Raw genomic sequence first — 22,194 nt, forward strand, 5'->3', positions numbered from 1 at the left:
TTCTGCAGAAACAATGAAGCCGGCTTCGTCGTTGATCAGTTGGTTGATAATGTTTTTCATCGTGGTAGTCTCCAAAGGTGTATGAAAGGTTTGCATCGAGTTGTTTGTGTTTCAAAGTTGATAAAGGGATGTAAAGCAAGCTGAATACCAAAGGTGCCAGACCGTAAATCTTTTTTTACAAACTGTTCAGAATCGGAGTCGTAAGTGGTTACGGTAAAGGGAGATAAAAAAAGCACCCCAGGAAGAGATTTTCTGAAAAGGACCGGAAACGGGGTACAGCCGTTTGAGGCGAAAAAACAACATGGAGGGAACACCAGACCGCTGGATACACGTAACCCGTTAAAGAGCATTCAGTTAGCGCAAAGATGCCTCAAAGCAACACGTGGGGAAATGGCAACAGGGATAGAAAATGCCCTGAAAAAGCGGCCCAAAATAAGAATTGGAGGCCATAGATCCGAAAAACGCTCTTCACCTGACAGCGGATTCCTGATATGAAACGCGCCCAAAATATGTAGGGGGTATTGTTCATTTTTACTGGGAAGGGAATCCCAATGCGTCAACAATTACACCTTGCCTGCTGCTGTTCTCTAATGTGCGTCATGACCTGGTCTGGCTGTCAGATGGGAAATGATGGCCCGATCACGAGCAAACTCGCATTTCGAGGCGTTCCGAAGCAGAGTGAGCCTCCTGTGGAATCAGCAGAAGAAATCGAAAGTCGCCATTCCGAAGAAGCCACACAGGAGTAACCTCCTGGTACACATCACATTTAATCATAGCGTCTGTGAATCAAAGATACTCGGTCCAAATGGATCTGGAGACGCTACAGCAAAGCTGGACACAGTCTAAACTGTTAAGATAAATCGACCCGGGACTGGGTATTTTCTCTCAAGTGATTCAGAAACCGGAAAAACAAACATTCTGACTTCAGAATCAGCCGATGACGATAGAGGATGAAATCCAGTTCAACTTCCGATCAGGAACATGCTTCGGATTTCGGTCATCAAGAGAATATAGAGTATTTGACTTGGACAAGGATGGAATAAGTCAACAAATGAACGGGCTACGATCGATCAAAGTATTATGCGTCTTGACGCTCATGCTTTGTACACAGACGGGATGTCAGGGTCTGGGAAACAAATGGTTCCAGATGGACAGTAACAGCCGCTCACCTTTTTTCGGGTTGGAATTCTACACGAAAAAGGACAAGCAGGCGGTTCCGGTGCAAAATGTCTCACAGCTGCAGCCTGTTGAGCTTGAGCCAGCAATCATTCAGACCAAAGCGGAAGAACCATCCCGCTTTTCCCGACTTCCCAAGTGGCTGAATCCGATGTCAAAAAAATCGGCAACGGAAGAACGTATCCCACTGCCTCGCACGGATCTGGCTGAAACAGAAGTCATTCTGGAAGAAGCACCAGAAGAAACAACATCGGGCGAACTCGGTTCTTCACTGGAAAACTTCTAGAGCGTATCACATTTAACCATAGCGTCTATCAATCTAATAGACTCGGTCCAAATTGACCTGGAGACGCTACAGTAAAACTGGACACAGTCTAAACTGATCACCGCTGACATCAGGCCATTTCAGTTTGAGTTCTGTTTCCTGCGTTCTTCGGCTTTCTGTTTTGCATCCGCGATATAAGTTTCCGGATCTTCATCAAAAGCCTGTTTACAGCCACTGCAGCAGACGTAATACGTCTTGCCCTGATAGCTGACCTGTATCGTTCCCGCACCACCGGTGACAATACACTCTGGACCGCCACTCCCGGGATCGGCCAGCCGAGTCCCTTCCCGTGTGTATCCCACTTCAGCCAGCCGGTAATAAAATGACTGCCCTTGATTCTTCTGCTCGAAGAGTACCAGCGTTCGTTTCTCATTCAGGCGACGAATCGAAATCCGGTAGACGGCACCTACCTGATTGGGGGCGGATTCGAGGACCAGCGTATCCTTGTTCAATGTTCCCGAATAATCGCGGCTGCTCCCGTCCGGCAGGACCGTCGCCAGCAGATAACGTTTCTGTTCCGGATCATAACTGAGGGTCGCAGATTTCAGAAATCTCCCATCAGTAATGTCGTAGGCAATGCTGGTGGAACCGGGTTTAAATTTCCAGACCCACTCTGCATTTTCGGACCAGGCACCTTTGCGGGAATTGCGTTTGATCATGCCGACCCCGCGCCAGCCGCCAATCAGCGAATTGAATTCCGCTAATGCCTGCTTGACAGCCTGAGGATCTTTTTTCGCTTCGGAAGCCGTGGTACCGGCCGGCTCTCCCTGTACGACAGAAATACAGACAAGCAGCAGAAAAACGCACAGAATACGGACAGCAGCAGGTGTTGAAATTCGCATGAGCAGTTTTCCGGACGGGACAGATCAAATTCAATTTGCTGAGAGAATAAACACATCAGCTGCGCGAACGGGTCGCGCAAACTGGTGTTTTCTTATCGTATCACAGGAAAAACCGCATGCAACAGGCATTCAGATGACCGGGCGAATTCCCGTAGTTCAGCATTGACTGATGCCGCTGTTATTCCCGCGTCAACTGCTTAAATTTTTCGTTGAGATCTTTCGTCATCGGCCCTGGTTTGCCGGTTCCGATCTGACGCCCATCCAGTTCCACGACGGGAATCACTTCCGCAGCAGAACCGGTCAGGAAGCATTCGTCAGCCACAAAAATGTCGTGCCGCGTAAACGGTGACTGATCGACGGTGATACCTGATTTTTCAGCCAGTTTGATCACCGCATTACGGGTGATGCCTTCCAGAATCCCGGCATCCACAGACGGGGTTTTCAGCACGCCATTTTTCACAATGAAAATATTGTCGCCCGTGCATTCTGCAACTTCCCCTTTATGGTTCAACATCAATGCCTCAATACAGCCGGCATCGGTCCCTTCAATCTTCGCAAGAATGTTATTGAGATAATTGAGCGACTTAACCCGGGAAGACAAGGCAGCCGGGTGATTGCGAATGGTGGCAGCGGTGATGATTTTCAGCCCATCGATATACAGCTGCGGATCGTAGAGGGAGATGTTGTCCGCAATGATAATCACCTGCGGATTGCTGGTGCGACGGATATCCAATCCCAGAGAACCGGCTCCACGCGTAATTACCAGGCGAATGTAACCATTTTCAATTTTGTTGGCGGCGACTGTCTCATTGATTGCTGAAACCATTTCCTCTTTCGATAGAGGAATCTCCAGGCGAATCGCCAGCGCGCTTTCATACAGACGGTCGATGTGCTCCTGGATCAGAAACACTTTATTATTGTAGACACGAATGCCTTCGAAGACGCCGTCACCATATAGTAGACCATGATCGAATACACTGATTTTTGCTTCTTCCTTGGGAAGCAGTTTTCCGTCAATATAAACTTGGAGCGACATTTGAATCTGGTACCAATCTCAAAATAGGCCGAGGTACGGCGGGCTGGTTTTTTGGCGGAAGATTAATCCGACGTTGAATTCAGTGAAAGCCATTTCAGTCAGAAGCATCACGAGCAACGGCGCATGCCATTGACACAACGCGGGCGACAGTGGTTCAAACCAGCAACGGTACGCTGATCGTTTGTCACTAAGCGGGAACGGAAGCGGCGTGGGATTTCCCCAGAACCTCAATCTGACCTTCCAGCAGACGAACCGTCCGATGCGCCTGGGCGGCAATCGAATTGTCGTGCGTCACCATGATGATAGTCAGCTGTTCCTGCTCATTCAAGCTGGTCAGCAGGTCCATAATCTCTTTACCGGTACTACTATCCAGATTTCCGGTAGGTTCGTCGGCCAGCAGGATCTGAGGCTTGGCAATCAGGGCCCGGGCAATCGCAGCCCGCTGCATTTCTCCACCCGACATTTCAGACGGACGGTGCTTGATCCGATGCGACAGCCCTACTTTTTCGATAATCTCTAAAGCGTCCTGACGAAACTGCTTTTTCCGCTTCCAGTATTCCCATGTCGAGTACCGAATCATCAGGGGAGAAAGCACGTTTTCCAGCAGATTCAGCTCGGGCAACAGGTGGTAAAACTGGAAAATAAAGCCGAACACCCGATTGCGAATCTGATCGCGGGCATGATCGGGTAGATCGTCGATCCGCTGGCCTTCCAGATGGATTTCACCAATATCAGGCGAATCCAGGAGCCCGAACAGATGCATCAGCGTACTTTTACCGGACCCGGACTGACCCACAATCGACAGGAACTCGCCTTTCTGAACTTCCACATCAATGCCCCGCAGTACGGGAACTTTGTGTTTATCTTTTCGATAGGCCTTTTCGATGGCAACCGCCGCTAACTGTGGATGAGGCATAGACAGGGTCTCAGTCATGGATTCATACTCGACTTAAACGGGAAACAACTGTGAATCTTTTTATCCGTGTTTCACAACGCAGCTCAGTGCTGGGATCATTATTCGTAACGCAGTGACTCCACAGGATGGAAACGTGCCGCCTTTCGTGCTGGTAAAATACTGGCAAGTACGGCAATCACCATCGCACCAACGGCAACCCAGAAAACCATCATCGGATTCACATGAGTTGAAATTTCAGGGAAGTAATAAATACGCTGGTCAAACACCTTCCGCCCGGTGATCCAGGTAATCGCTTTTTCAATCTCGTTGATGTATCTCACAAACAGCAGACCGACAATCACACCCACACCACTGCCCACCAGCCCTAACGCCAGACCGTAAGACAGGAAGATGGACATGATGCCGTTAGAGCTGGCACCCAATGCTTTGAGCACACCAATATCGCGCGTCTTTTCGATTGTAATCATGAAGAAGATCGCCAGAATTCCAAACCCGGCCACTGCAATAATCAGGAACAGCAATACGTTCAGGATCGCAGATTCAACTTCAACTGCAGCCAGCAGAGGCCCCTGCTTGTCTTCCCAGGTCCGCACGCGAAACCGACCGGCGGGCAGCGCTTCTTCCAGCTTGCTGACTACCATAGCGGCATCTTCCGGATGTTTCAGTTTAATCTGAATCGATGTGATCGCTTTCTCCCCGCTGGTGGGGTCGATCATATTACGCATTTCCTGCAGGTATTCGAGATTACAGAACACCAGACTGCTGTCGTGTTCGCTCATGTTACTCTTGAACAGATCAACGACCGTAGCATTGAAGTGCGTCGGCTCCGGCGGTTGCCCGGCGGTCACCGTACTGATTTTGACATCATCGCCCGGTTTGACAATCTGGAACATTTCCGTCTTTCCGGTTTCTGGATCTTCATACGGAAAGCTCACCAGTCCATAGCCAATATACACGCGGCCTTTCAGTGGACTGCCGGGATCCAGTTCTTCTTTTTTCTCAAAAGCAGACGCCTTCAGATCGTCGCTGAAAGGATTGAGTTTTGAGTTCTTTTTTTGAGTGGCTTCTGGTTTCGGTGCCTGATCAAAAGGCGACGCTGTCTCGGAATCACTGGCGAACTTCGGTGCCGGCAGTGGTTCATTCGACTCGACCGGTTCTTCGAAAGAAACCTGTTCGTTCTCTTCCATTGGCGGAGGATTATGATTCCAGCGATCGACCATCCACTGGGCACGCGTGGTCCATTCTTTCCGATAAGCCATCGCCTCCGGCGAGAGTTCCCAGTTGGGAATGTCGTTGTCTTTCGTATGTTCGAGATATTGAGCCAACGGGCCGACAGTGGCTTTGGTTGCCGGATCGATGCCGATTAAAGTTACCGGTTTGCTTTGCCACTGTGAACCATACTGCACGCTGAGCATCGCGTAGATTTCGACGGTTGTCGTCATCCCGGCAATATCATCTCCCACAGCACGCTGGATGCTGTTTCTGATATCTTTGGTATCAGGTTCGCCGTCCAGTGAATTGGTTTCTACGATCACATCCGCCAGAATGCCTCGCAGACGGGTTCGCATATCCGTACTGAAACCATCCATCACACTGTTGACGACAATCATCGTCGCCACACCCAGAGTCATACTGATGATACTGGCCAGTGCAATATATCGGGTTCTCAAATATCGCAGGCAAAGCAGTGATTTGTACATACGGCCAATCCTTTGGCTGATTTTCTGTCGGCAATCATCATCTGATTGCCGGATACATCCATGGTTTACTCAGGCTGTGACGGCTGTCCTTCCGGTCGAAGCAGTGGGAAGTAGATGACGTCGCGAATGCTGTGACTGTTCGTCAGCAACATCACGAGACGGTCAATCCCGATCCCCAGACCTCCAGCCGGTGGCATACCAACCTTTAACGCTTTAATAAAATCTGTATCCATCTTCGCCATCGAGTCTTCTTCCGAAAGTCCCGAGAGTTGAGTCTGGAATAATTCTTCCTGCAGCAGCGGGTCATTCAGCTCGGTGTAAGCATTCGCCAGTTCCATCCCTTTGACAAACAGTTCGAACCGTTCGGCAATATTGGGATCATCCTGCTTCCGCTTGGTGAGCGGGCAGATCGAGGCGGGGTAATCAATCACGAAGACCGGCCCGGTCAGATGTTCTTCACAGGTGGCTTCGAAAACTTCGTTCAGAACCACGTCGGGATGCACGTTATCGGTATCAATTCCATGCTGTTTTGCCACGGCAGCGACGGCAGCCGGGTCAGCAGGATCACAGCCCGCGTGCTCTCTGACGAGGTCGAGATATTTTTTCCGTTCCCAGGGACCGCTGAAATCAATCGTTTCATTTTCGCCCCAGGGAAGTTCCATGGTTTCGCTGATCGCTTTGACAGCGTCGGTGACGATGGCTTCGGTGAGGTCCATCATCGTTTCATAATTACCATACGCCTGATAGATTTCGATCATTGTGAATTCGGGGTTGTGTGTCGCGTCAATTCCCTCATTGCGGAAGACACGACCGATTTCATACACGCGTTCAATCCCGCCGACCATCAGGCGTTTGAGGTGCAGCTCCAGCGCAATCCGCATGTAGAGCTCGATATCGAGCGTATTATGGTGTGTGATAAAGGGACGTGCTGCAGCACCACCGGCAACGGCATGCAGGACAGGCGTTTCGACTTCTGCGTACTTGTGATTACGCAGCGTCTGCCTGACCGAGTCAATGATCTGACTCCGCTTGAGCATCTTTTCCAGCACGCCTTCAGTATAGATCAGGTCCAGCGAGCGCTGACGCAGCAGCAGTTCCACATCTTTAACGCTGTGGTGTTTTTCCGGCGGCTGTGCCAGAGATTTGCAGAGCACGGTGAGCTCTTTGACAAAGACGGAAATCTCGCCGGTCTCGGTCCGTCGCAGACTGCCATCAATGCCGATCAGGTCGCCCAGATCGAGTGTTCCCATCAGTTCCCACTGGGCATCAGTCAGATCGCCGCGGGAAAAGAGCAGCTGGATTTTACCGGTCCAGTCTTTGATATCATAAAAACGAAGTTTCCCCGCTTTACGACGCAACATGATGCGACCGGCGATCCGCACTTCTTCTCCGTCTTCGCCTGAAGTTTCGGGAGCCTGAGTGCGTGCGTCAGCGATCGGAATATGGCCATCAAACCGCTGACCCCAGGGATCAAATCCGAGTGACTGTATTTTCTCTAACTTTTTAATCCGTTCTGCTTCAAAACGGTTGGGTTTCACTTTGGACATCGAAATTTTTTTAAGTCTTATGTGAGCAGGTTGTTACAGATTGAGACACTCAAAACCGGTATTATGTTCAGAGAGTGTGTCAAATCAGAGGATCTAAACGACTGAGAGAGGGGGGATAATGGCGAAATCTGCCGATCAGGTCAATGGCAACCAGTGTGGAATATACATAGAGACATCTAAATCAGCTCCAAATCACGGATTTCGCTCCTTTTCACTCTGCTTCACAATCCCATTGCAGTGGATCTGTCTCCTTTTGACTCGCCCAGATCGTCAACTGGGAAAACTTCTGCTGCAGCAGTTCTGCCATCTGCTCCATCGCCGGACGCTCCGTGGCATAGTGCCCAGGCAGGATCAGCGCCATTCCCAGTGCGCGCGCCTCAAGGCAGGCATGGAAGCGGGCCTCTCCCGTCAACAGCGCCTGACAGTCATGCCGGTGAGCGTCTCTCAGAAATTCCGCAGCAGCTCCACAGGCAATGCCGATCCGTTTGATCTTGAGACCGGGATCTCCCACAAACTGCAGCGCATCAATCTTCAGCGCCTGCTTGATAAGCTGATTGACCTGCGCGAGCGTGAATTCTGCCGGCAATGTGCCAAAACGACCTGCTCCCTGCTCTGGCTGGCTCGATTCTGCTGACGGATTCAGTGGTCTTAGAACTCCCACTTCCTCCAGTCCCAGTAACTGAGCCAGCTGCCAGTTAATCCCCTGTTCGGCACTGTCATAGGAGGTATGAGGGCTATAGACCGAAATATTAGCCTGGATCAGTGCCAGCAGCATTTTGCCTTCGACTGAGTTTGATGTGATCTGCTGCACCGGGCGAAACAGAATCGGATGATGGCTGATGATCAGGTCTGCTTTTTCTGCAATCGCTTCTGCGGCGACATCCGGAGTCAGTGTCAGACAGGTGAGAATCCGGCTGACTGGTTGTGCCGGGTCACCCGTTAACAGACCGACGTTATCCCAACTCTCCGCCAGATCCGGGGGTGCCAGCTGTGTCAGGTATTCCTGAATTTCTGCTACATCTGTCATGGTGATTTCTACTCCGGGACTCCTGAAGACTGTCTGGCTGAAAGAAAACCTGTGACTGGTTCTCTGGTGATTTCAAATCTGAATTGATCAATGTATCATACAGCACTATACTTTGTGTAACCAAAGACAAGAGATTCCTTTCTTCGAAATAAGGCAAGGTCCGGTCCATGAGTCTGAAAGCACGTTTGATTACATTGTTTGTCATCGCCTTCGGCGCCTGTATTGTCTTGAATGGCCCACAGATCCTGGTCTATCTGATTGCCCAGGCTGCGATCTCGGGCACTTTCATCACCATGTGCCTGAAAAAAGAGCGCGAAATTATCGCAAAGCAAAATCAGGCAGACGCTACGACGGAATAATTTCCCAAAACGTTCACCTTCCGACTGCTATTTTGGTAAAAATGTGGTTTACCATGCTTGTTGTCCGTTGACGAACAAGACAGTAACGATACCGGCTGGTTAGAATGCCGGGTGATGTTTTTCACCCATAATATTGCACTCTAACCATGAAGTAACTGTCAAAATGCCTGTTTCCCATGTTCCCTCTGCCCTTCCTCAAAACGCTCAGCAGCCTGTCCGAACCGCTCGTAAACGTGGTTTTACCCTGATCGAACTGCTGGTCGTCATTGCGATCATCGCAATACTCATCGCATTGCTGCTGCCTGCCGTTCAACAGGCACGCGAAGCTGCCCGGATGGCACAGTGTAAAAATAACCTGCGTCAGATTGTGCTGGCCTGCCATATGTATTCCGATTCGAATGGTGGCTACTGGCCTCGCGCTGCAGCTGATATACACGTCGGTTCCGGAGGCAAAAAACGCTGGCATGGGGAACGGACGACAACAGATTCCACTTCTAAGTTCCAGGCACATCTGGGACCACTGGCGCCGTTTCTGGAACAGAGTACCAGTATCAAAAAATGCCCGACCTTTGGTAACTACGGGATACACGGATCGGTAGACGATGCATTTGAAGGCGGATCGGGAGGCTACGGTTACAATCAGGCCTACCTGGGGGGAACTTCCTGGAAATACACGTATCCCACCTGTAATATGATCGCAACAAATAGACGCGAGATCGGCAGCCTGGCACGTACGGTCGCATTTTCGGATGCCGCATTAGCAATGGGTCCCGATTTACACATCATCGAATACAGCTTTATCGAACCCCCCTTCTTCATTCATAACTGGCTTCCTACTCCTACATTTCAAGAATCACCATTTCGTTCCGACCCGTCCATTCATTTCAGACATACGGGAACGGTAGCCAATATTGCCTGGGCTGATGGTCGCGTGACGTCAGCCGTCATGTCAGGCACAGGAACATCAGCCTATGGCGGAGATCCCAAAAAGTTTCAGATCGGCTGGTTTGGGCCAATGGACAGCAATATTCTGTTCAATAACAAAGATAAACTGGAAACCGAAATGGGAGGCGTACAGTAAATGCGTGCCTGTACCCGTTATTACTATTTCTGTCTGTTGACTGTCTGTCTCATCGTCTTTCAAAGCTGTGCTGAGGAACGTCCGTTTGTACCTCACCCTCCCGCTGAATATGTGGTCATTCTGGACGCGGAAGGAAAACCGGACAATATTCTGATCGAACAGTTTTTCAAGCAGAAAGATCATCCCGCGGGTGTTAAAATACTGGTGATCGACAAACTGTCGAGTGCACGCAAGTTGATTTCACCCGAGGAACTGATAAAACAGAATCCGAGCGCAGCTCGCTTCGTGTTATTTAAACACGACGATCCAATGCGGTCTTTTGATGATCTCCCACAGCACTAAATCCCTCCTACATCTGGAATGACAACATGAACCGATTGATGTTACCAGCAGTCCTGCTGCTCAGTCTGATTACCACTTCTGTTTCTGCTCAAACTGTGAAGACGATTGCCGGCACCGGGAAAGTGGGCCACACTGGAGATGGAGGCCCCGCTGTGGAAGCTCAGGTTGGCGAGCCTTATGGTCTCTCGCTCGGACCGGACGGCGCACTATATGTCTGCGAGATCAAAAGCCACGTCATCCGGCGCATTGATGAAAAGACGGGAAAAATTTCCACGGTCGCCGGTTCAGGCAAGAAGGGTTACAGCGGCGACAGTGGTGCGGCGCTGGAAGCAAAGCTCAACGAGCCTTACGAAGTCCGTTTCGACAAAGAAGGCAATATGTATTTTGTCGAGATGGTCAATAACATCGTCCGTCGCGTCGATGCCAAAACAGGAAAGATCTCAACAGTCGCAGGTACCGGGGAAAAAGGATTCTCCGGAGATGGCGGCCCGGCAACCAGTGCCACTTTCTCGCGTCCCCACTCCATTGCACTGGACAACGACAACAATCTCTACATCTGTGATATCGGTAATCACCGCATCCGCCGCGTGGATCTGACGACTGGAACGGTCAGCACATTTTCCGGTACCGGGGAACGAAAACCGACTCCTGATGGCGCGAAAGTGGAAGGTACACCTCTGAACGGTCCACGGGCACTCGACTTTTTCGCTGACGGTTCCGGTAAGGGGTCTTTGTACCTTGCATTGCGGGAAGGAAACATGGTGTATCGCATCGATCTGGATGATCAGACTTTACATCACATTGCCGGCACTGGTAAAAAAGGATATACGGGACATGGTGGCCCCGCAAAAGAAGCGACTCTATCCGGCCCGAAAGGAATTTCCGTCGCACCGAATGGAGACATCTATCTGGCTGATACGGAAAGCCACACGATTCGAGTCATCCGTAAAAAAGATGGCACGATTGAGACCGCTGTCGGAGACGGCAAAAAAGGTGATGGCCCCGCTGGGGACCCGGCCCACTGCCGTATGGCGCGTCCGCATGGCGTTTATGTGGGACCAAAAGGAAATGTCTATATCGGAGACAGTGAAACTTACCGCGTTCGCAAGTTAACAACAGGAAATCATAAATGAACAATTTCAATCACATCTATCATCGACTGAGTCGTTGCTCCGTCTTCGCGCTGCTGGCTCTGCTGACTGCTCCGCTCTCCCTGTCCGCCGGTGAAACCTGGCAGCGACAGCAACTGGATGCCGCTTTCCGTTCAGAAGGTTCTGCTGCTGCCGACGTAAACAAAGATGGAAAGATGGACGTGATTGCCGGCGATGTCTGGTACGAAGCTCCCGACTGGAAAATGCACGAAGTCCGCAAACCCGGAAAATTCGTCGCCGGTGTGGGCTACAGTGACAGCTTCTGTAATTTCGCGTACGACATCAACCAGGATGGCTGGACCGATTTTATCTACGTCAGCTTTCCCGGCAAAGAGTTCTACTGGTATGAAAATCCAAAGAACGAAGCAGGCCACTGGAAAGAACACCTAATCTGGCACAGTATCTGTAACGAAACGCCACAATTCGCCGACCTGACCGGAGATGGCAAACCCGAACTGATTTTTGGATCTCAGCCCGAACAGCAGATGGGCTACCTGGAAATCCCTACTCCCGATCTGGCTGATAAAAAATGGACTTTCACGCCGATCAGCAAACCCGGCGATCCAATGAAGAACGGCACATTTAAATACTACCATGGTCTCGGTGTTGGTGACTTTAACAATGACGGCCGACAGGATGTTTTAATCCCCAACGGCTGGTGGGAAGCACCGGAAACTCTGGGCGAAGGCCTGTGGGAATTCCACCCCTTTGTACTGAGTGAGAGTGGTTCAGAACCCTCTGAAAAGATGGCTGATCTGCATGTCGAAGATCTCGATATGGACGGCGACAACGACATCATCGGCAGTTCCGCTCATATGTTTGGCGTCTGGTGGTTTGAAAATCTTACTGGCGGAGACGAACCCAAATTCAAAGCGCACCTCATTGATAAAAGCTATTCCCAGACACACGCCATGCACTTCGTTGACATGAACGGCGACGGACAGCGGGATATGGTGACCGGCAAACGGTTCTTCGCCCACAACGGTAAAGATCCGGGTGGAAAAGATCCGGTCGTGATGTACTGGTATGAAATCAAACGCAACAAAAATGCGGCCCCTGAGTTCATTCCGCACAAAATCGAAGCCGGTAATGATACAGGCGTGGGAACCCAGTTCTCCATGGCTGACATGAACGGCGATGGCCGCCCTGACATTGTTCTGTCGAACAAAAAAGGGGTGAATGTTCTGATTCAGGAATAGATCAGAACAGCGCCTTTAACCTGACTGACGCTCATCCAGAACCCGCTGATAAATTTCTCTTAATCGGCGGGTCATGGTTTGATGCCGAAACTGGTCTGTGAACCGTTCGCGGCCTGTCTGACCGAATCGCAGTCGTTTCTCGGGATCGGCGGCCAGTTCGATTAACGCCTGTGCCAGCGGTTCAATCGACTCCGCCGGCAGCAGGTAACCGGTTTCTTCAGGGATCACCACTTCACGTGCCCCGTCTACATCGTAGGACACCACGGGCTTGCCCGCGATCAACCCCTGTGGCAGCACCCGGGCCAGGCCTTCCCAGACACTGGTATGCACAACGATGTCCATTGCATGAATCAGTTCCGGAACGCGTTCCGGCGGAACCAGTCCGGCAAAGATGAAATGGTCGGACAGCCCCAGTTCGGCAATGCGCGCTTCAAATTCCGCACGCAGGATGCCGTCGCCGATCAATAGAAACCGGACCTCTGGCTGTGCCTCAACCACCTGTTTCGCTGCTTCAATCAGATATTTGTGCCCTTTGAGATGAAACAACCGCGCCACTTTTCCGATGACAATCTGCCCCGGTTCAATCCCCAGCTCACGACGCACCTCTTCAGGCGGTCGCGGGGGCGTGAGAAACGGTTCGACTTCCATGCCACTGTAGACCGTATCGCAACGGTCTCTGGTCGTGATTCCGGCGGCGACGTACTGATCGGTCATGGCGTCGCAGACACTGATGAGCCGATCACAGCGCCGCGCCGCCCATTTCTCCGCGGCGATATAAGCGTGATAATTCACCGGGGACTGACCAAAGTGAAAGGCGGCTCCGTGAATCGTGTGTACGGTTGGCAGTTTCAGTTTCCAGGCGGCGGCTCTTCCCAGGATACCTGCTTTGGAACTGTGTGTGTGAACCACATCGGGCTGGTACGCCCGCAAAGCAGCAATCAACTCCCGATACGCGCGCCAGTCATTCAGTGGACTGATACTCCGCGTCAGATGCGGAAGAATCTGCAAGTCAAAGCCCCCCTGTTCCGCACGGGGGATGAGCGTTCCTTCCGGGCCATCGGTAGGGCCTGTCATCAGGATCACTTCATCCTGATAATCCCGATACTGATCTTCGACCGTATAAAGCGTATTCTGCTGCGCGCCGCCGATAATCATACGAGTGATAATATGTGCGACTCTCACGCAAACACCAGCCTCTGGTCTCTCTGCCCGGGGCAGCCTGATTTCACTATCGGAACTGCTTTCATGCCATCAACGTACGATTCAGGAACCATGTTTAACTAACCAGCCGGTGGTGGCGGTGGAGGAGGTGGTGTGGCCTGAAAGTATCCTGTCAGTTGAGGCACCTGACTCGCGGGCAACCAGCCTGACATCCCGGCTGACCAGACCTGGGTCTGATCCGTAACCTGCCCTGCTGCGATTCCCTGTGAAATCTGCTCCAGGGAATAAGGTCCCTGCGACTGTCCGTTTACGGCAATGTGCCAGGCTGCCGGCGGTGGTGGCGGTGCCATCTGACCGGGAGACTGCATCATCCGATTCGCCATCGCAAACCCCATACCCAGTCCCATTCCGTCTGCTGCCCCTCCTCCGGAAGGATTTTCCGCAGCCGAGAGCATTGCCTGCCCCATCTGGAACTGCTGGAATTTGTTCATATCGCCGATCACACCCATACTGGTTCGTGTATCCAGGGCTTTTTCCACTGTTTCCGGCAGCGATATATTCACGATCAAGAGCTGGGGAGTTTCCAGACCGTATTCATCATCGATTCGTTCATTGACCAGCTTTTTCAGCTCTATGGAGATTTCTGTATATTTCGAAGCGAGATCCAGTGCCGCATATTTTGATTCCCCGATCAGGTCGGCAAACGAGCTGTTGATGATGGAGCGTAACAGTTCGTTGATCTCTTCTGAATGAAACTCCGCATTCGTGCCAACCAGTTCCTTCACCAGGATGCGCGGATCATTGGCTTTCAGTGAATAGTTGCCGAAAGCCCGCAGGCGAATCGGTCCGAATTCCGGATCGCGGAGCATGATGGGATTGGGGGTTCCCCACTTCAGGTCCGTAATTTGTGTGGTATTAACGAAATAGACTTCCGATCGGAAAGGACTGTTGAAACCATGTTTCCAGCCTTGAAGCGTCGCCAGGATCGGCAGGTTATCAGTTTTGAGCTCATAGTGTCCCGGCTCAAACACGTCAGCGACTTGTCCGCGATGTACGAATAAAGCCATCTGTCCGGGCCGGACAATCAGCTGTGCGCCATTTTTGATTTCGTTCTGATAACGGGGGAACCGCCAGGTCATGGTGTGTTTCGAATCATCGATCCACTCAATAATATCTACGAGCTCGGCTCGCAGTTTATCCATCCAGAATCCCATAGTGATGTCCCCTGTCTCTGTTACTGCTGTTCGTTAAATCTGGTCTGTTCGTCTGGTGCAAGTGAGCAATGCCGACAGACGGGCTGCCTGTATCCTGATTGTAACCCTCTCATTTTTGTTCGCAATCAAAGATATAACCGACCTGCCGAATAATCACAAATCGGGCTCGCTGCCTGATCCGGTTCTGCAGACTGAGTCAAACCCGCTCGGTCAACCGACCACTGGAGAACGCCGTCAGGAGCCTGTGGGATCAAATAATCCGTAAAAAACAGCTTATTCCACTCTGTTTTTGAGTCGACCGAACCGAATTTCAGCCTCTGAATGTATACAGATATCAGGGTCCATAAATTGCTGTTGACCTGTTTTGTTGAAAGATTTACATTTCCGCCGCGCTCTAACGGTAGAGCTTGAGACATGGAAGTTTCGTAAATCTTCTGACGACAAAGTATCAACGTGATTTGTGGCTCCGAAGCCGTCTGATTTTGGACAAATCGGAAACACTGCCTGACGATCAAGAGACCCCAACCCGGATCGTCACCTCCAGCACAGGTAGCTGAAATCAGGCAATCACATGATTCCCCCGCGTCGGATACAAAACATGGAGATTTTTAGCAATGGGCGACCCATTCCCAAACCCGCATGCGACCAAAGCCAAGACAAACACAAATCGAAAAATCATCTATTTCGCAGCCGGTACAGGACTGGTTCTTCTCGCTGGCGTCCTCTTGTTCCAGACATTCAGCGCCAAAACTGGTGCCGCCGGTGAAGACAAATCAGCGGGTACTGTCCGCATTTCCGGAAATCAGCCATCGGCACGAACTCAACCAGTCGCCAAAGTCGGCAACGTGGTGATCAGTGAAGACGAACTGGCACGTGAATGTATCGCCTTGTATGGACCGGAAGTCCTGGAAAATGTGATCAACCGGGCCATCATTGAGCAGGCCTGTCAGAAAGCCGGCATCGAAGTCGAACAGGCTGAAGTGCACGCCGAAGTAGAAAAGATCGCGAAACGCTTCAACCTGGATACCAAAACCTGGTACGAAATGCTGCAGGCTGAGCGTAAAATGAATCCCAATCAGTATCGCCGCAACGTGATCTGGCCGATGCTGGCACTGCGAAAACTGGCAGGACAGCGCACCAAGCTGACCCAGGATCAGGTTGAGAAAGCCTTCGTCCGGGATTACGGCCCACGCGTCAAAGCCCGTATGATCATGATGGACAACCTGAGCCGCGCTCAGAAAGTCTGGGATGAAGTCAAAAAGAATCCCAACGACTTTGAACGGTTCGCCCGCGACTACTCGATTGAGCCAAACAGTCGTGCTCTGGGTGGTGCCATTCAGCCGATTCCTCAGTATTCCGAAAACGAAAGCCTCTGGAAAGCTGCCTTCAAACTCAAAGAAGGGGAAGTCTCCGGAATCGTTCAGATCGGACTCAGCCGCTATGCCATTTTGCTCTGCGAAGGCCGGACCGAGCCTATCGTGAACAGCATTAACGATGTGAAAAACCAACTGGTTGACCAGCTGACAGAAGAACAGACTCAGGAAGCTGTCGCCCGCGTATTCGCGAAACTGAAAGAACAGACCCGCGTTGATAACTACATTACCGGTACTACCACCGGTGGTGTCTCTCAGACTTCGGGAACGAACTTCAGCAACGGGCAGGTCAATCAGGCCATCCCCAGCCCCACACAGGGACTGAATGGCTCTCCCCGGTAACGCTAATTTCGCTGCTGAAACAGAGAACCAGATAGACTTAGCGTGTGTCAGTCCTGATTTACTGACACACGCTTTTTTATGTCCTGATCAATCTGAGAAAAATATGTCATATTCATCAGGCGCATTTTTTGTTGTGATCGCGTAAAATGGTTTCAGTCAGGCCAGATCCCGCTTTCGGCACGATTTTGATGCCCTGACAGATAGTCGACAAATATTCCTTGTAGAACAGGCAGTCTTTTCATTATGCGTGGCGAATCGGAAGTTCCTTCTTCAGATGACGGCTTTACCATCCCCGTTGCTGAACGAGTAAAGCGTTTACCCCCTTACCTTTTTGGAAAAATCAACAAGCTGAAGTACCAGAAACGTGTGGCGGGCGTGGATGTGATCGACCTGGGGATGGGGAACCCGACCGACCCGCCTGATCCCCTGATTGTCGAGAAGATGTCGGAAGCACTTTCCGATCCACGGAATCATCGTTATTCCGTTGCGAACGGCATTGCCAACCTGAGAAAAGAAGTGACGTCCCGCTACTGGAAAAAATATGGGGTCCGCCTCGATCCCGATTCGGAAGTGGTTGCCTGTATCGGCTCCAAAGAAGGCTTCAGTCACATGTGCCTGGCCTTAATGGGCCCCGGGGACACCGCCATCGTGCCCTCTCCTTCGTTCCCGGTCCACGTTTACGCCGTGATGCTGGCCGCAGGAAATGTCATCGAACTGGATGTCCGCCAGCCGGACCAGTTCCTGTCGAACATCGCCTACACCTGCGAACACCTTTATCCCAAACCCAAAGTCGTTGTGGTGAACTTCCCCCACAATCCGAGCGCCACCGTCATCGAACAGGACTTCTACGTGGAGCTGGTTCGACTGGCCCGGAAATACTCGTTCATGGTGATCAGCGACTTTGCGTATGCCGACATCTGCTTTGACGGCTACAAGGCACCCAGCTTCCTGGCAACACCCGGTGCGACCGAAGTTGGCGTCGAATTCACGACCATGAGTAAAGGTTTCAGTATGGCTGGCTGGCGTATCGGCTTCTGCTCTGGAAATTCAGAGATGGTCCGTGCGCTCTCCACCATCAAAGGATATTATGACTACGGACTGTTTCAACCGGTCCAGATCGCTGCCATCGTCGCAATGCGGCACTGCGAAGCCGCGGTCGACAGTATCGCCGCCGAATACCAGATGCGACGCGATGTCTTCTGTGACGGCCTGGAACGTCTCGGCTGGGAAATCGATCGTCCCAAAGCGGGTATGTTCGTCTGGGCCAAGATCCCGGAGCCCTGGGCCCAGATGGGTTCAATCGATTTCGCGATGAAGCTGCTGGACGAAGGGGGCGTTGCCGTCAGTCCGGGACGTGGATTCGGTGAAGACGGTGAAGGCTACCTGCGGATGGCAATCGTCGAAAACTCGCAGCGTTTGCGACAGGCCGTGAAGCAGATCGGCAAAGTGATGAAGTCGGAAGAAATCACCGCCGACAAGTAAACTTCAGACCGTGCACTCTGATTCCATCCGGATCAGAGTGCTCAGGTTGTCGGTCGCTGGTCGTCAATCGACTTCATGAATCCCTGGATCTGATTCTCCGCCAGTTTGATGGTGCCCGCGTCGGGTCCAATCCGGATCCCGGTGCGCTGCATCGGCTGGCGTTCTTCGCTGATGATGTTATCGGTAATTGTCAGATCGGAAGTCTTACCGGTGATGTCGATCGCGACCCCATCCGCGGCACCGCTGTTGATGATCTGGTTCTTGACCACCGTATTGCGATTGGCCCAGAAGTTTTTGCCACGGGCATCATTGCGAAACAGAATGCCTACCTGGTTGCTGTCCCGGATGACATTCTCCCGCATCACGTTATCAGTATCGTTATGGCCGATCGAAATACTGATGTCGTTGCCTTTCAACTGATTCTTTTCCGCCAGACCATATTTCACACCCCAGCACCAGAACAGACCGATGTGATTGTTCTCAAAGCGATTGTTCACAATCAATGGTCGCTGTGAGCCTGAACCGGGATGAACGCCCAGATCCGCATTGTCATGACTGTGGCAGTTCTCGACTTTGACGTCGTGACAGATCTGAAAGCTGATGCCGTCCCCGTTGTAATTTCGCGTGGTGACATTGCGAATCGTATATCGATTGCAGTCCTGCAAAAAGATGCAGCCGCCGTAGTTGCCATTCAGATTGGTATTATTCTTTCGATTCCCATCCAGAGTCAGATTTTCGATCAGAACATTTTTTGTGAATTCGCTGGTCAGTAACGGAAACAGAGATGACACGGTCGGTTTTCCGGAAAGCCACAAATTCTTGCGCAATCCTTCGTTCAATTTAAATCGGTTTCCGGAACGTGCCACCAGCGTGCGTTTAATCACATCCTGACTGCCGGTACTCGGATTCTTTGTGACGATTACCACACCGTCGCCCACCTGAAAGCCGGCTGACTTCTCCAGCGTGATTTCCTGATCGTACCAGTCGGAGTCTTCCGAGAGTGCCACCGTTTCGGAAGTACCTTTAGTGATAATTGTTTCCGGGCCACTCCCCTGCAGCCGGATTTTCGAAGGCAGATGCAAGGCATTCCGCAGCGTGAATGTTCCCGGCAGCAGGCGGACCGTGCCTCCTCCTTTGCTCGAGATGTAATCAATCGCCGCCTGCAGAGCTTTATCACTCGTGCCGATGATATCTCCTGATTTCGGACCGACGGAAATCGAAAGACGTTCTTCCCATTCCGGTTCAAAGCGTGCATCACCGTCAGTGGAACGCGGGTCTTTCACAGCAGGCAGCCCCGCATATGCCAGCGAACTCAGGGAGAGCGCACCCAGTCCACTCCCCACGGCAGTACTCAGAAATCGACGGCGGGACAGGGATAATGGTTTCATCAATCGACTCCGAAAAAAGCATGAGGAATGAAGGCTGCGGGGATTATTTAACTCTCTTTACAATCAGTTTCCCCGATTCATTCAACGAATTCAAGCGCTATTTCAGAGTTCCATCAGATCGAATTTTTTTCTGGTATTATCGGGTTCAATCCTGATAAATCAGGACGTAATTCCCCAATGGTCACTTGTTATAAATGGCAGACAGAGGAACGAATGTGATTTGTGATTCGGCCAGTCCATTATTTTTCGTGCGATCTCCGGCACAGTGCCCGAGCAGGACGCCCTCTTTCGTGAACTCAATCGCCGTGTAGCAGTACCAGCCATTCGGATTGGTTTCGATGTTCTGAATCTGCTGCCACGTCTTGCCTTCATCTTTTGATATGGCCAGTGTGAGCGGGGTCCGCTTGCCGCGTAACTTTGCATCGATTTCCTGGTGATTATTCCAGACCAGCAGTAAATCGCCGGTCTTGGGAATGCGTTCAATGGACGCTGGCGAAACGGGTGAGATGATGTTTGAAGGTTTCAGTTCAGAAAATGTCTGACCGCCGTCTTTTGAAAATGCGACATACTGGCTGCCTCCATTCGTACGACAGAAGCCCATCAGCGTTCCGTCTTTGAGTTCGATCAGACCGGGTTCCTGCATGTAAGGCTGTTTGTCACCGGGCTGTTTTTCGACAATGGTTTCTGTTCCACGCTGCCATGTTTTTCCCTGATCGTCAGAATAATAACAAAGGAATTTCGCATTCGGATTAAATCGATCCGATCCTGGCAGGTTCTGATGCAATGCCAGCGGAACCACAATACGTCCATTCTTCAACTGCACTACACGATCATTATTCAAGACATAATAGCCGACCTCTTTTTGAGGAATGATCTCCACCGGTTCACTCCAATGTGCGCCTTCATCAGTGCTGATCCGCATGACGGGCAACAGATCGTGGATCGAATTTTTACGGGCATAAAACAAAGCGATTCGTCCGTCCTGCAGCCGCAGCAGTGAGACCGACATGATGTTCTGTTTGCCGTCATTCTCGATGATGGTTTCATCCTGCTGAGTCCAGGTCTTGCCACCATCGGATGAATAGCGGCCCGCCAGATATGCTGAAGAGTGATCTGCAGCGCCTCCAATGAAATGAGTGTAAACAAACAGAATACGTCCATCATTCAGTGCGATAAAATCACCTTCACTATTGCGGGGATTATCCTCACTGGCCGGTAATCTCAAAACACGTTGAATTGCTCCCGCTTCAACTGCAGCTGATTGTGCAGCATCGTCCGCGAGCAGAATGTTGATTTGTAATAAAGCGGAAACTGCCACGAAGAACACACTCAGATAACGCAGGTGACGTTGATTCATTTTTCTGATCCTCTATGTTTTCGAGCGTTGAGAATCGATACGTCTTGCCTTTAAACCACAGAGCAAAACTTCAAAACTCTCATCACACACTGATTGACTTTGATATCGAGCAGCACACTTTGATTGAACAACAGAGCCTGATGATCATCAAGCTTCTGCTCGCATATTTAGAGATGGTTCTTTGGAAATGTTTCGCCTTGGTCTGGAAGAAAGAGTCACCATTTTGATCAGACTGAATTGAAAGCTAGAGAAAACGGGAAGTGATTTACCTCCTCAATCACAGTCATCGACGGTCATCATGAACAGTAAAATTCTGATAACACACAAACTCCGCCATTGTTTCGCTGAATATTAATTTTTTCAAATATTTTCGTGCCCCATAACCATAGAGTATCTCTATAGATATGAATTATTCTTCATTTTTGAGCTTAATTATTCGATAAATACTAATAGAAACATGTTGACAAATTAATTATCTGGATTTTAATGAAGCATGTCTTTTCAAACGACTCTACTGGGCACTCGCCATAAAAACTGAGAGATTATACCTGCCGATTCTGGTAGTTAATTTTGTCGTTATTGCTTTCAAATTTCTTATTCCTATCTGAACTAACAAAAGTCGCTCTTTACAGCTAACTGAAATTTGACTGTGCGCAGATTCTATCTCTACAGCTACCCGTTTTATATTTTTGCGCGATACCGTTTTCAATTCGCTTAAAGACCGGATACCGGATGGGAATAAGAAATGATTTTCATTTCTTTATTTCTCTTAGTAAAACCGGAGGCTTAGATGAAACGACGTACTGCGCATCGGGGTTTCACCCTGATTGAACTTCTGGTAGTAATTGCCATCATTGCCATTCTCATTGCGTTGCTGTTACCAGCAGTGCAACAGGCGCGCGAAGCAGCTCGTAGATCGACCTGCAAAAACAACATGAAGCAACTCGGTCTTGCTTTACACAACTATCACGAGACCCATAAATCTTTCCCTCAGATGCACGTTGAGTACGTGCGAAATACAAATTACGACCCTGCTGGTGTGGAGAGCTTCCTTCCCTGGAGTGTCATGCTGCTGCCCTTTATGGATCAGGCACCACTTTATAACAAAATCAATATGAACGCTGCCTGGCGTGATTCGTCAAACTCGAATACGGTTCTGCAGCCGACTCTCGTCAA

At 50.7% G+C, this 22,194-nt stretch carries 20 protein-coding genes; 10 read left to right on the forward strand and 10 right to left on the reverse strand.

From position 1 onward, the window contains the following. Positions 1-551: 551 nt before the first annotated feature. Together ACN0YN_RS26775 and ACN0YN_RS26780 are read left to right on the forward strand one after the other, a co-directional pair. The gene (locus tag ACN0YN_RS26775) at positions 552-746 is read left to right on the forward strand and encodes a hypothetical protein (protein ID WP_417388034.1); all 195 of its coding nucleotides are present in this window, start codon (positions 552-554) and stop codon (positions 744-746) included. A 305-nt stretch (positions 747-1,051) separates the two neighbouring features. After that, the gene (locus tag ACN0YN_RS26780) at positions 1,052-1,462 is read left to right on the forward strand and encodes a hypothetical protein (RefSeq protein ID WP_417388035.1); all 411 of its coding nucleotides are present in this window, start codon (positions 1,052-1,054) and stop codon (positions 1,460-1,462) included. A gap of 119 nt (positions 1,463-1,581) precedes the next feature. Here the strand turns inward: ACN0YN_RS26780 and ACN0YN_RS26785 are convergent, their stop codons facing one another. The 6 genes from ACN0YN_RS26785 to ACN0YN_RS26810 all read right to left on the reverse strand — a co-directional run bounded on the left by ACN0YN_RS26785 (position 1,582) and on the right by ACN0YN_RS26810 (position 8,569). After that, entirely contained in the window at positions 1,582-2,343 is a 762-nt protein-coding gene (locus tag ACN0YN_RS26785; protein ID WP_417388036.1) for a YHS domain-containing protein, read from the reverse strand. A 178-nt stretch (positions 2,344-2,521) separates the two neighbouring features. Continuing rightward, positions 2,522-3,379: a branched-chain-amino-acid transaminase gene (gene ilvE / locus ACN0YN_RS26790; protein WP_417388037.1), complete on the reverse strand. Its 858-nt coding sequence runs from the start codon at positions 3,377-3,379 to the stop codon at positions 2,522-2,524. Between the two features lie 187 nt (positions 3,380-3,566). Continuing rightward, positions 3,567-4,313: an ABC transporter ATP-binding protein gene (locus ACN0YN_RS26795; RefSeq protein ID WP_417388038.1), complete on the reverse strand. Its 747-nt coding sequence runs from the start codon at positions 4,311-4,313 to the stop codon at positions 3,567-3,569. Between the two features lie 80 nt (positions 4,314-4,393). Further along, a complete protein-coding gene (locus tag ACN0YN_RS26800; protein ID WP_417388039.1) occupies positions 4,394-5,995 on the reverse strand; it encodes an ABC transporter permease in 1,602 nt (533 codons plus the stop codon). Between the two features lie 65 nt (positions 5,996-6,060). After that, positions 6,061-7,542: a lysine--tRNA ligase gene (gene lysS, locus ACN0YN_RS26805; protein WP_417388040.1), complete on the reverse strand. Its 1,482-nt coding sequence runs from the start codon at positions 7,540-7,542 to the stop codon at positions 6,061-6,063. Between the two features lie 211 nt (positions 7,543-7,753). Beyond that, the gene (locus tag ACN0YN_RS26810) at positions 7,754-8,569 is read right to left on the reverse strand and encodes a Nif3-like dinuclear metal center hexameric protein (RefSeq protein WP_417388041.1); all 816 of its coding nucleotides are present in this window, start codon (positions 8,567-8,569) and stop codon (positions 7,754-7,756) included. A 167-nt stretch (positions 8,570-8,736) separates the two neighbouring features. Between ACN0YN_RS26810 and ACN0YN_RS26815 the strand changes: the two genes are divergently transcribed. From ACN0YN_RS26815 to ACN0YN_RS26835, 5 genes are all read left to right on the forward strand, one after another. Further along, positions 8,737-8,928, forward strand: coding sequence for a hypothetical protein (locus tag ACN0YN_RS26815; RefSeq protein WP_417388042.1), 192 nt, complete (start codon positions 8,737-8,739; stop codon positions 8,926-8,928). Positions 8,929-9,091: 163 nt separating this feature from the next. Beyond that, positions 9,092-10,009, forward strand: a complete 918-nt coding sequence (locus ACN0YN_RS26820; RefSeq protein ID WP_417388043.1) for a DUF1559 domain-containing protein — start codon at positions 9,092-9,094, stop codon at positions 10,007-10,009. After that, a complete protein-coding gene (locus tag ACN0YN_RS26825; protein ID WP_417388044.1) occupies positions 10,010-10,351 on the forward strand; it encodes a hypothetical protein in 342 nt (113 codons plus the stop codon). A 26-nt stretch (positions 10,352-10,377) separates the two neighbouring features. Further along, on the forward strand, positions 10,378-11,484 hold the full coding sequence (locus ACN0YN_RS26830) for a hypothetical protein (RefSeq protein ID WP_417388045.1): 1,107 nt from the start codon (positions 10,378-10,380) through the stop codon (positions 11,482-11,484). Continuing rightward, entirely contained in the window at positions 11,481-12,701 is a 1,221-nt protein-coding gene (locus ACN0YN_RS26835) for an FG-GAP repeat domain-containing protein (RefSeq protein ID WP_417388046.1), read from the forward strand. Before ACN0YN_RS26830 ends, ACN0YN_RS26835 begins: the two co-directional genes overlap by 4 nt. A gap of 15 nt (positions 12,702-12,716) precedes the next feature. Here the strand turns inward: ACN0YN_RS26835 and ACN0YN_RS26840 are convergent, their stop codons facing one another. Both ACN0YN_RS26840 and ACN0YN_RS26845 read right to left on the reverse strand, forming a co-directional pair. After that, the gene (locus ACN0YN_RS26840) at positions 12,717-13,883 is read right to left on the reverse strand and encodes a glycosyltransferase family 4 protein (protein ID WP_417388047.1); all 1,167 of its coding nucleotides are present in this window, start codon (positions 13,881-13,883) and stop codon (positions 12,717-12,719) included. Between the two features lie 98 nt (positions 13,884-13,981). Next, positions 13,982-15,076 (reverse strand): SPFH domain-containing protein, encoded by a 1,095-nt coding sequence (locus ACN0YN_RS26845; RefSeq protein WP_417388048.1) that lies wholly within the window; start codon positions 15,074-15,076, stop codon positions 13,982-13,984. 614 nt (positions 15,077-15,690) lie between these two features. Here ACN0YN_RS26845 and ACN0YN_RS26850 point away from each other — a divergent pair. Next, entirely contained in the window at positions 15,691-16,791 is a 1,101-nt protein-coding gene (locus tag ACN0YN_RS26850; protein ID WP_417388049.1) for a peptidylprolyl isomerase, read from the forward strand. Positions 16,792-17,034: 243 nt separating this feature from the next. Next, the gene (locus ACN0YN_RS26855) at positions 17,035-18,273 is read left to right on the forward strand and encodes an aminotransferase class I/II-fold pyridoxal phosphate-dependent enzyme (RefSeq protein ID WP_417388050.1); all 1,239 of its coding nucleotides are present in this window, start codon (positions 17,035-17,037) and stop codon (positions 18,271-18,273) included. A 41-nt stretch (positions 18,274-18,314) separates the two neighbouring features. On the opposite strand, the gene ACN0YN_RS26860 is transcribed toward ACN0YN_RS26855, so the two are convergent. After that, positions 18,315-19,661 (reverse strand): right-handed parallel beta-helix repeat-containing protein, encoded by a 1,347-nt coding sequence (locus ACN0YN_RS26860; protein WP_417388051.1) that lies wholly within the window; start codon positions 19,659-19,661, stop codon positions 18,315-18,317. Between the two features lie 181 nt (positions 19,662-19,842). Continuing rightward, on the reverse strand, positions 19,843-21,018 hold the full coding sequence (locus ACN0YN_RS26865) for a sialidase family protein (RefSeq protein WP_417388052.1): 1,176 nt from the start codon (positions 21,016-21,018) through the stop codon (positions 19,843-19,845). Positions 21,019-21,808: 790 nt separating this feature from the next. On the opposite strand from ACN0YN_RS26865, the gene ACN0YN_RS26870 reads away from it, so the two are divergent. Continuing rightward, a partial coding sequence (locus ACN0YN_RS26870; protein ID WP_417388053.1) for a DUF1559 domain-containing protein occupies positions 21,809-22,194 on the forward strand: 386 nt, incomplete at its 3' end.

The sequence above is a fragment of the Gimesia sp. genome, assembly GCF_048260065.1.
Lineage (GTDB): Bacteria > Planctomycetota > Planctomycetia > Planctomycetales > Planctomycetaceae > Gimesia.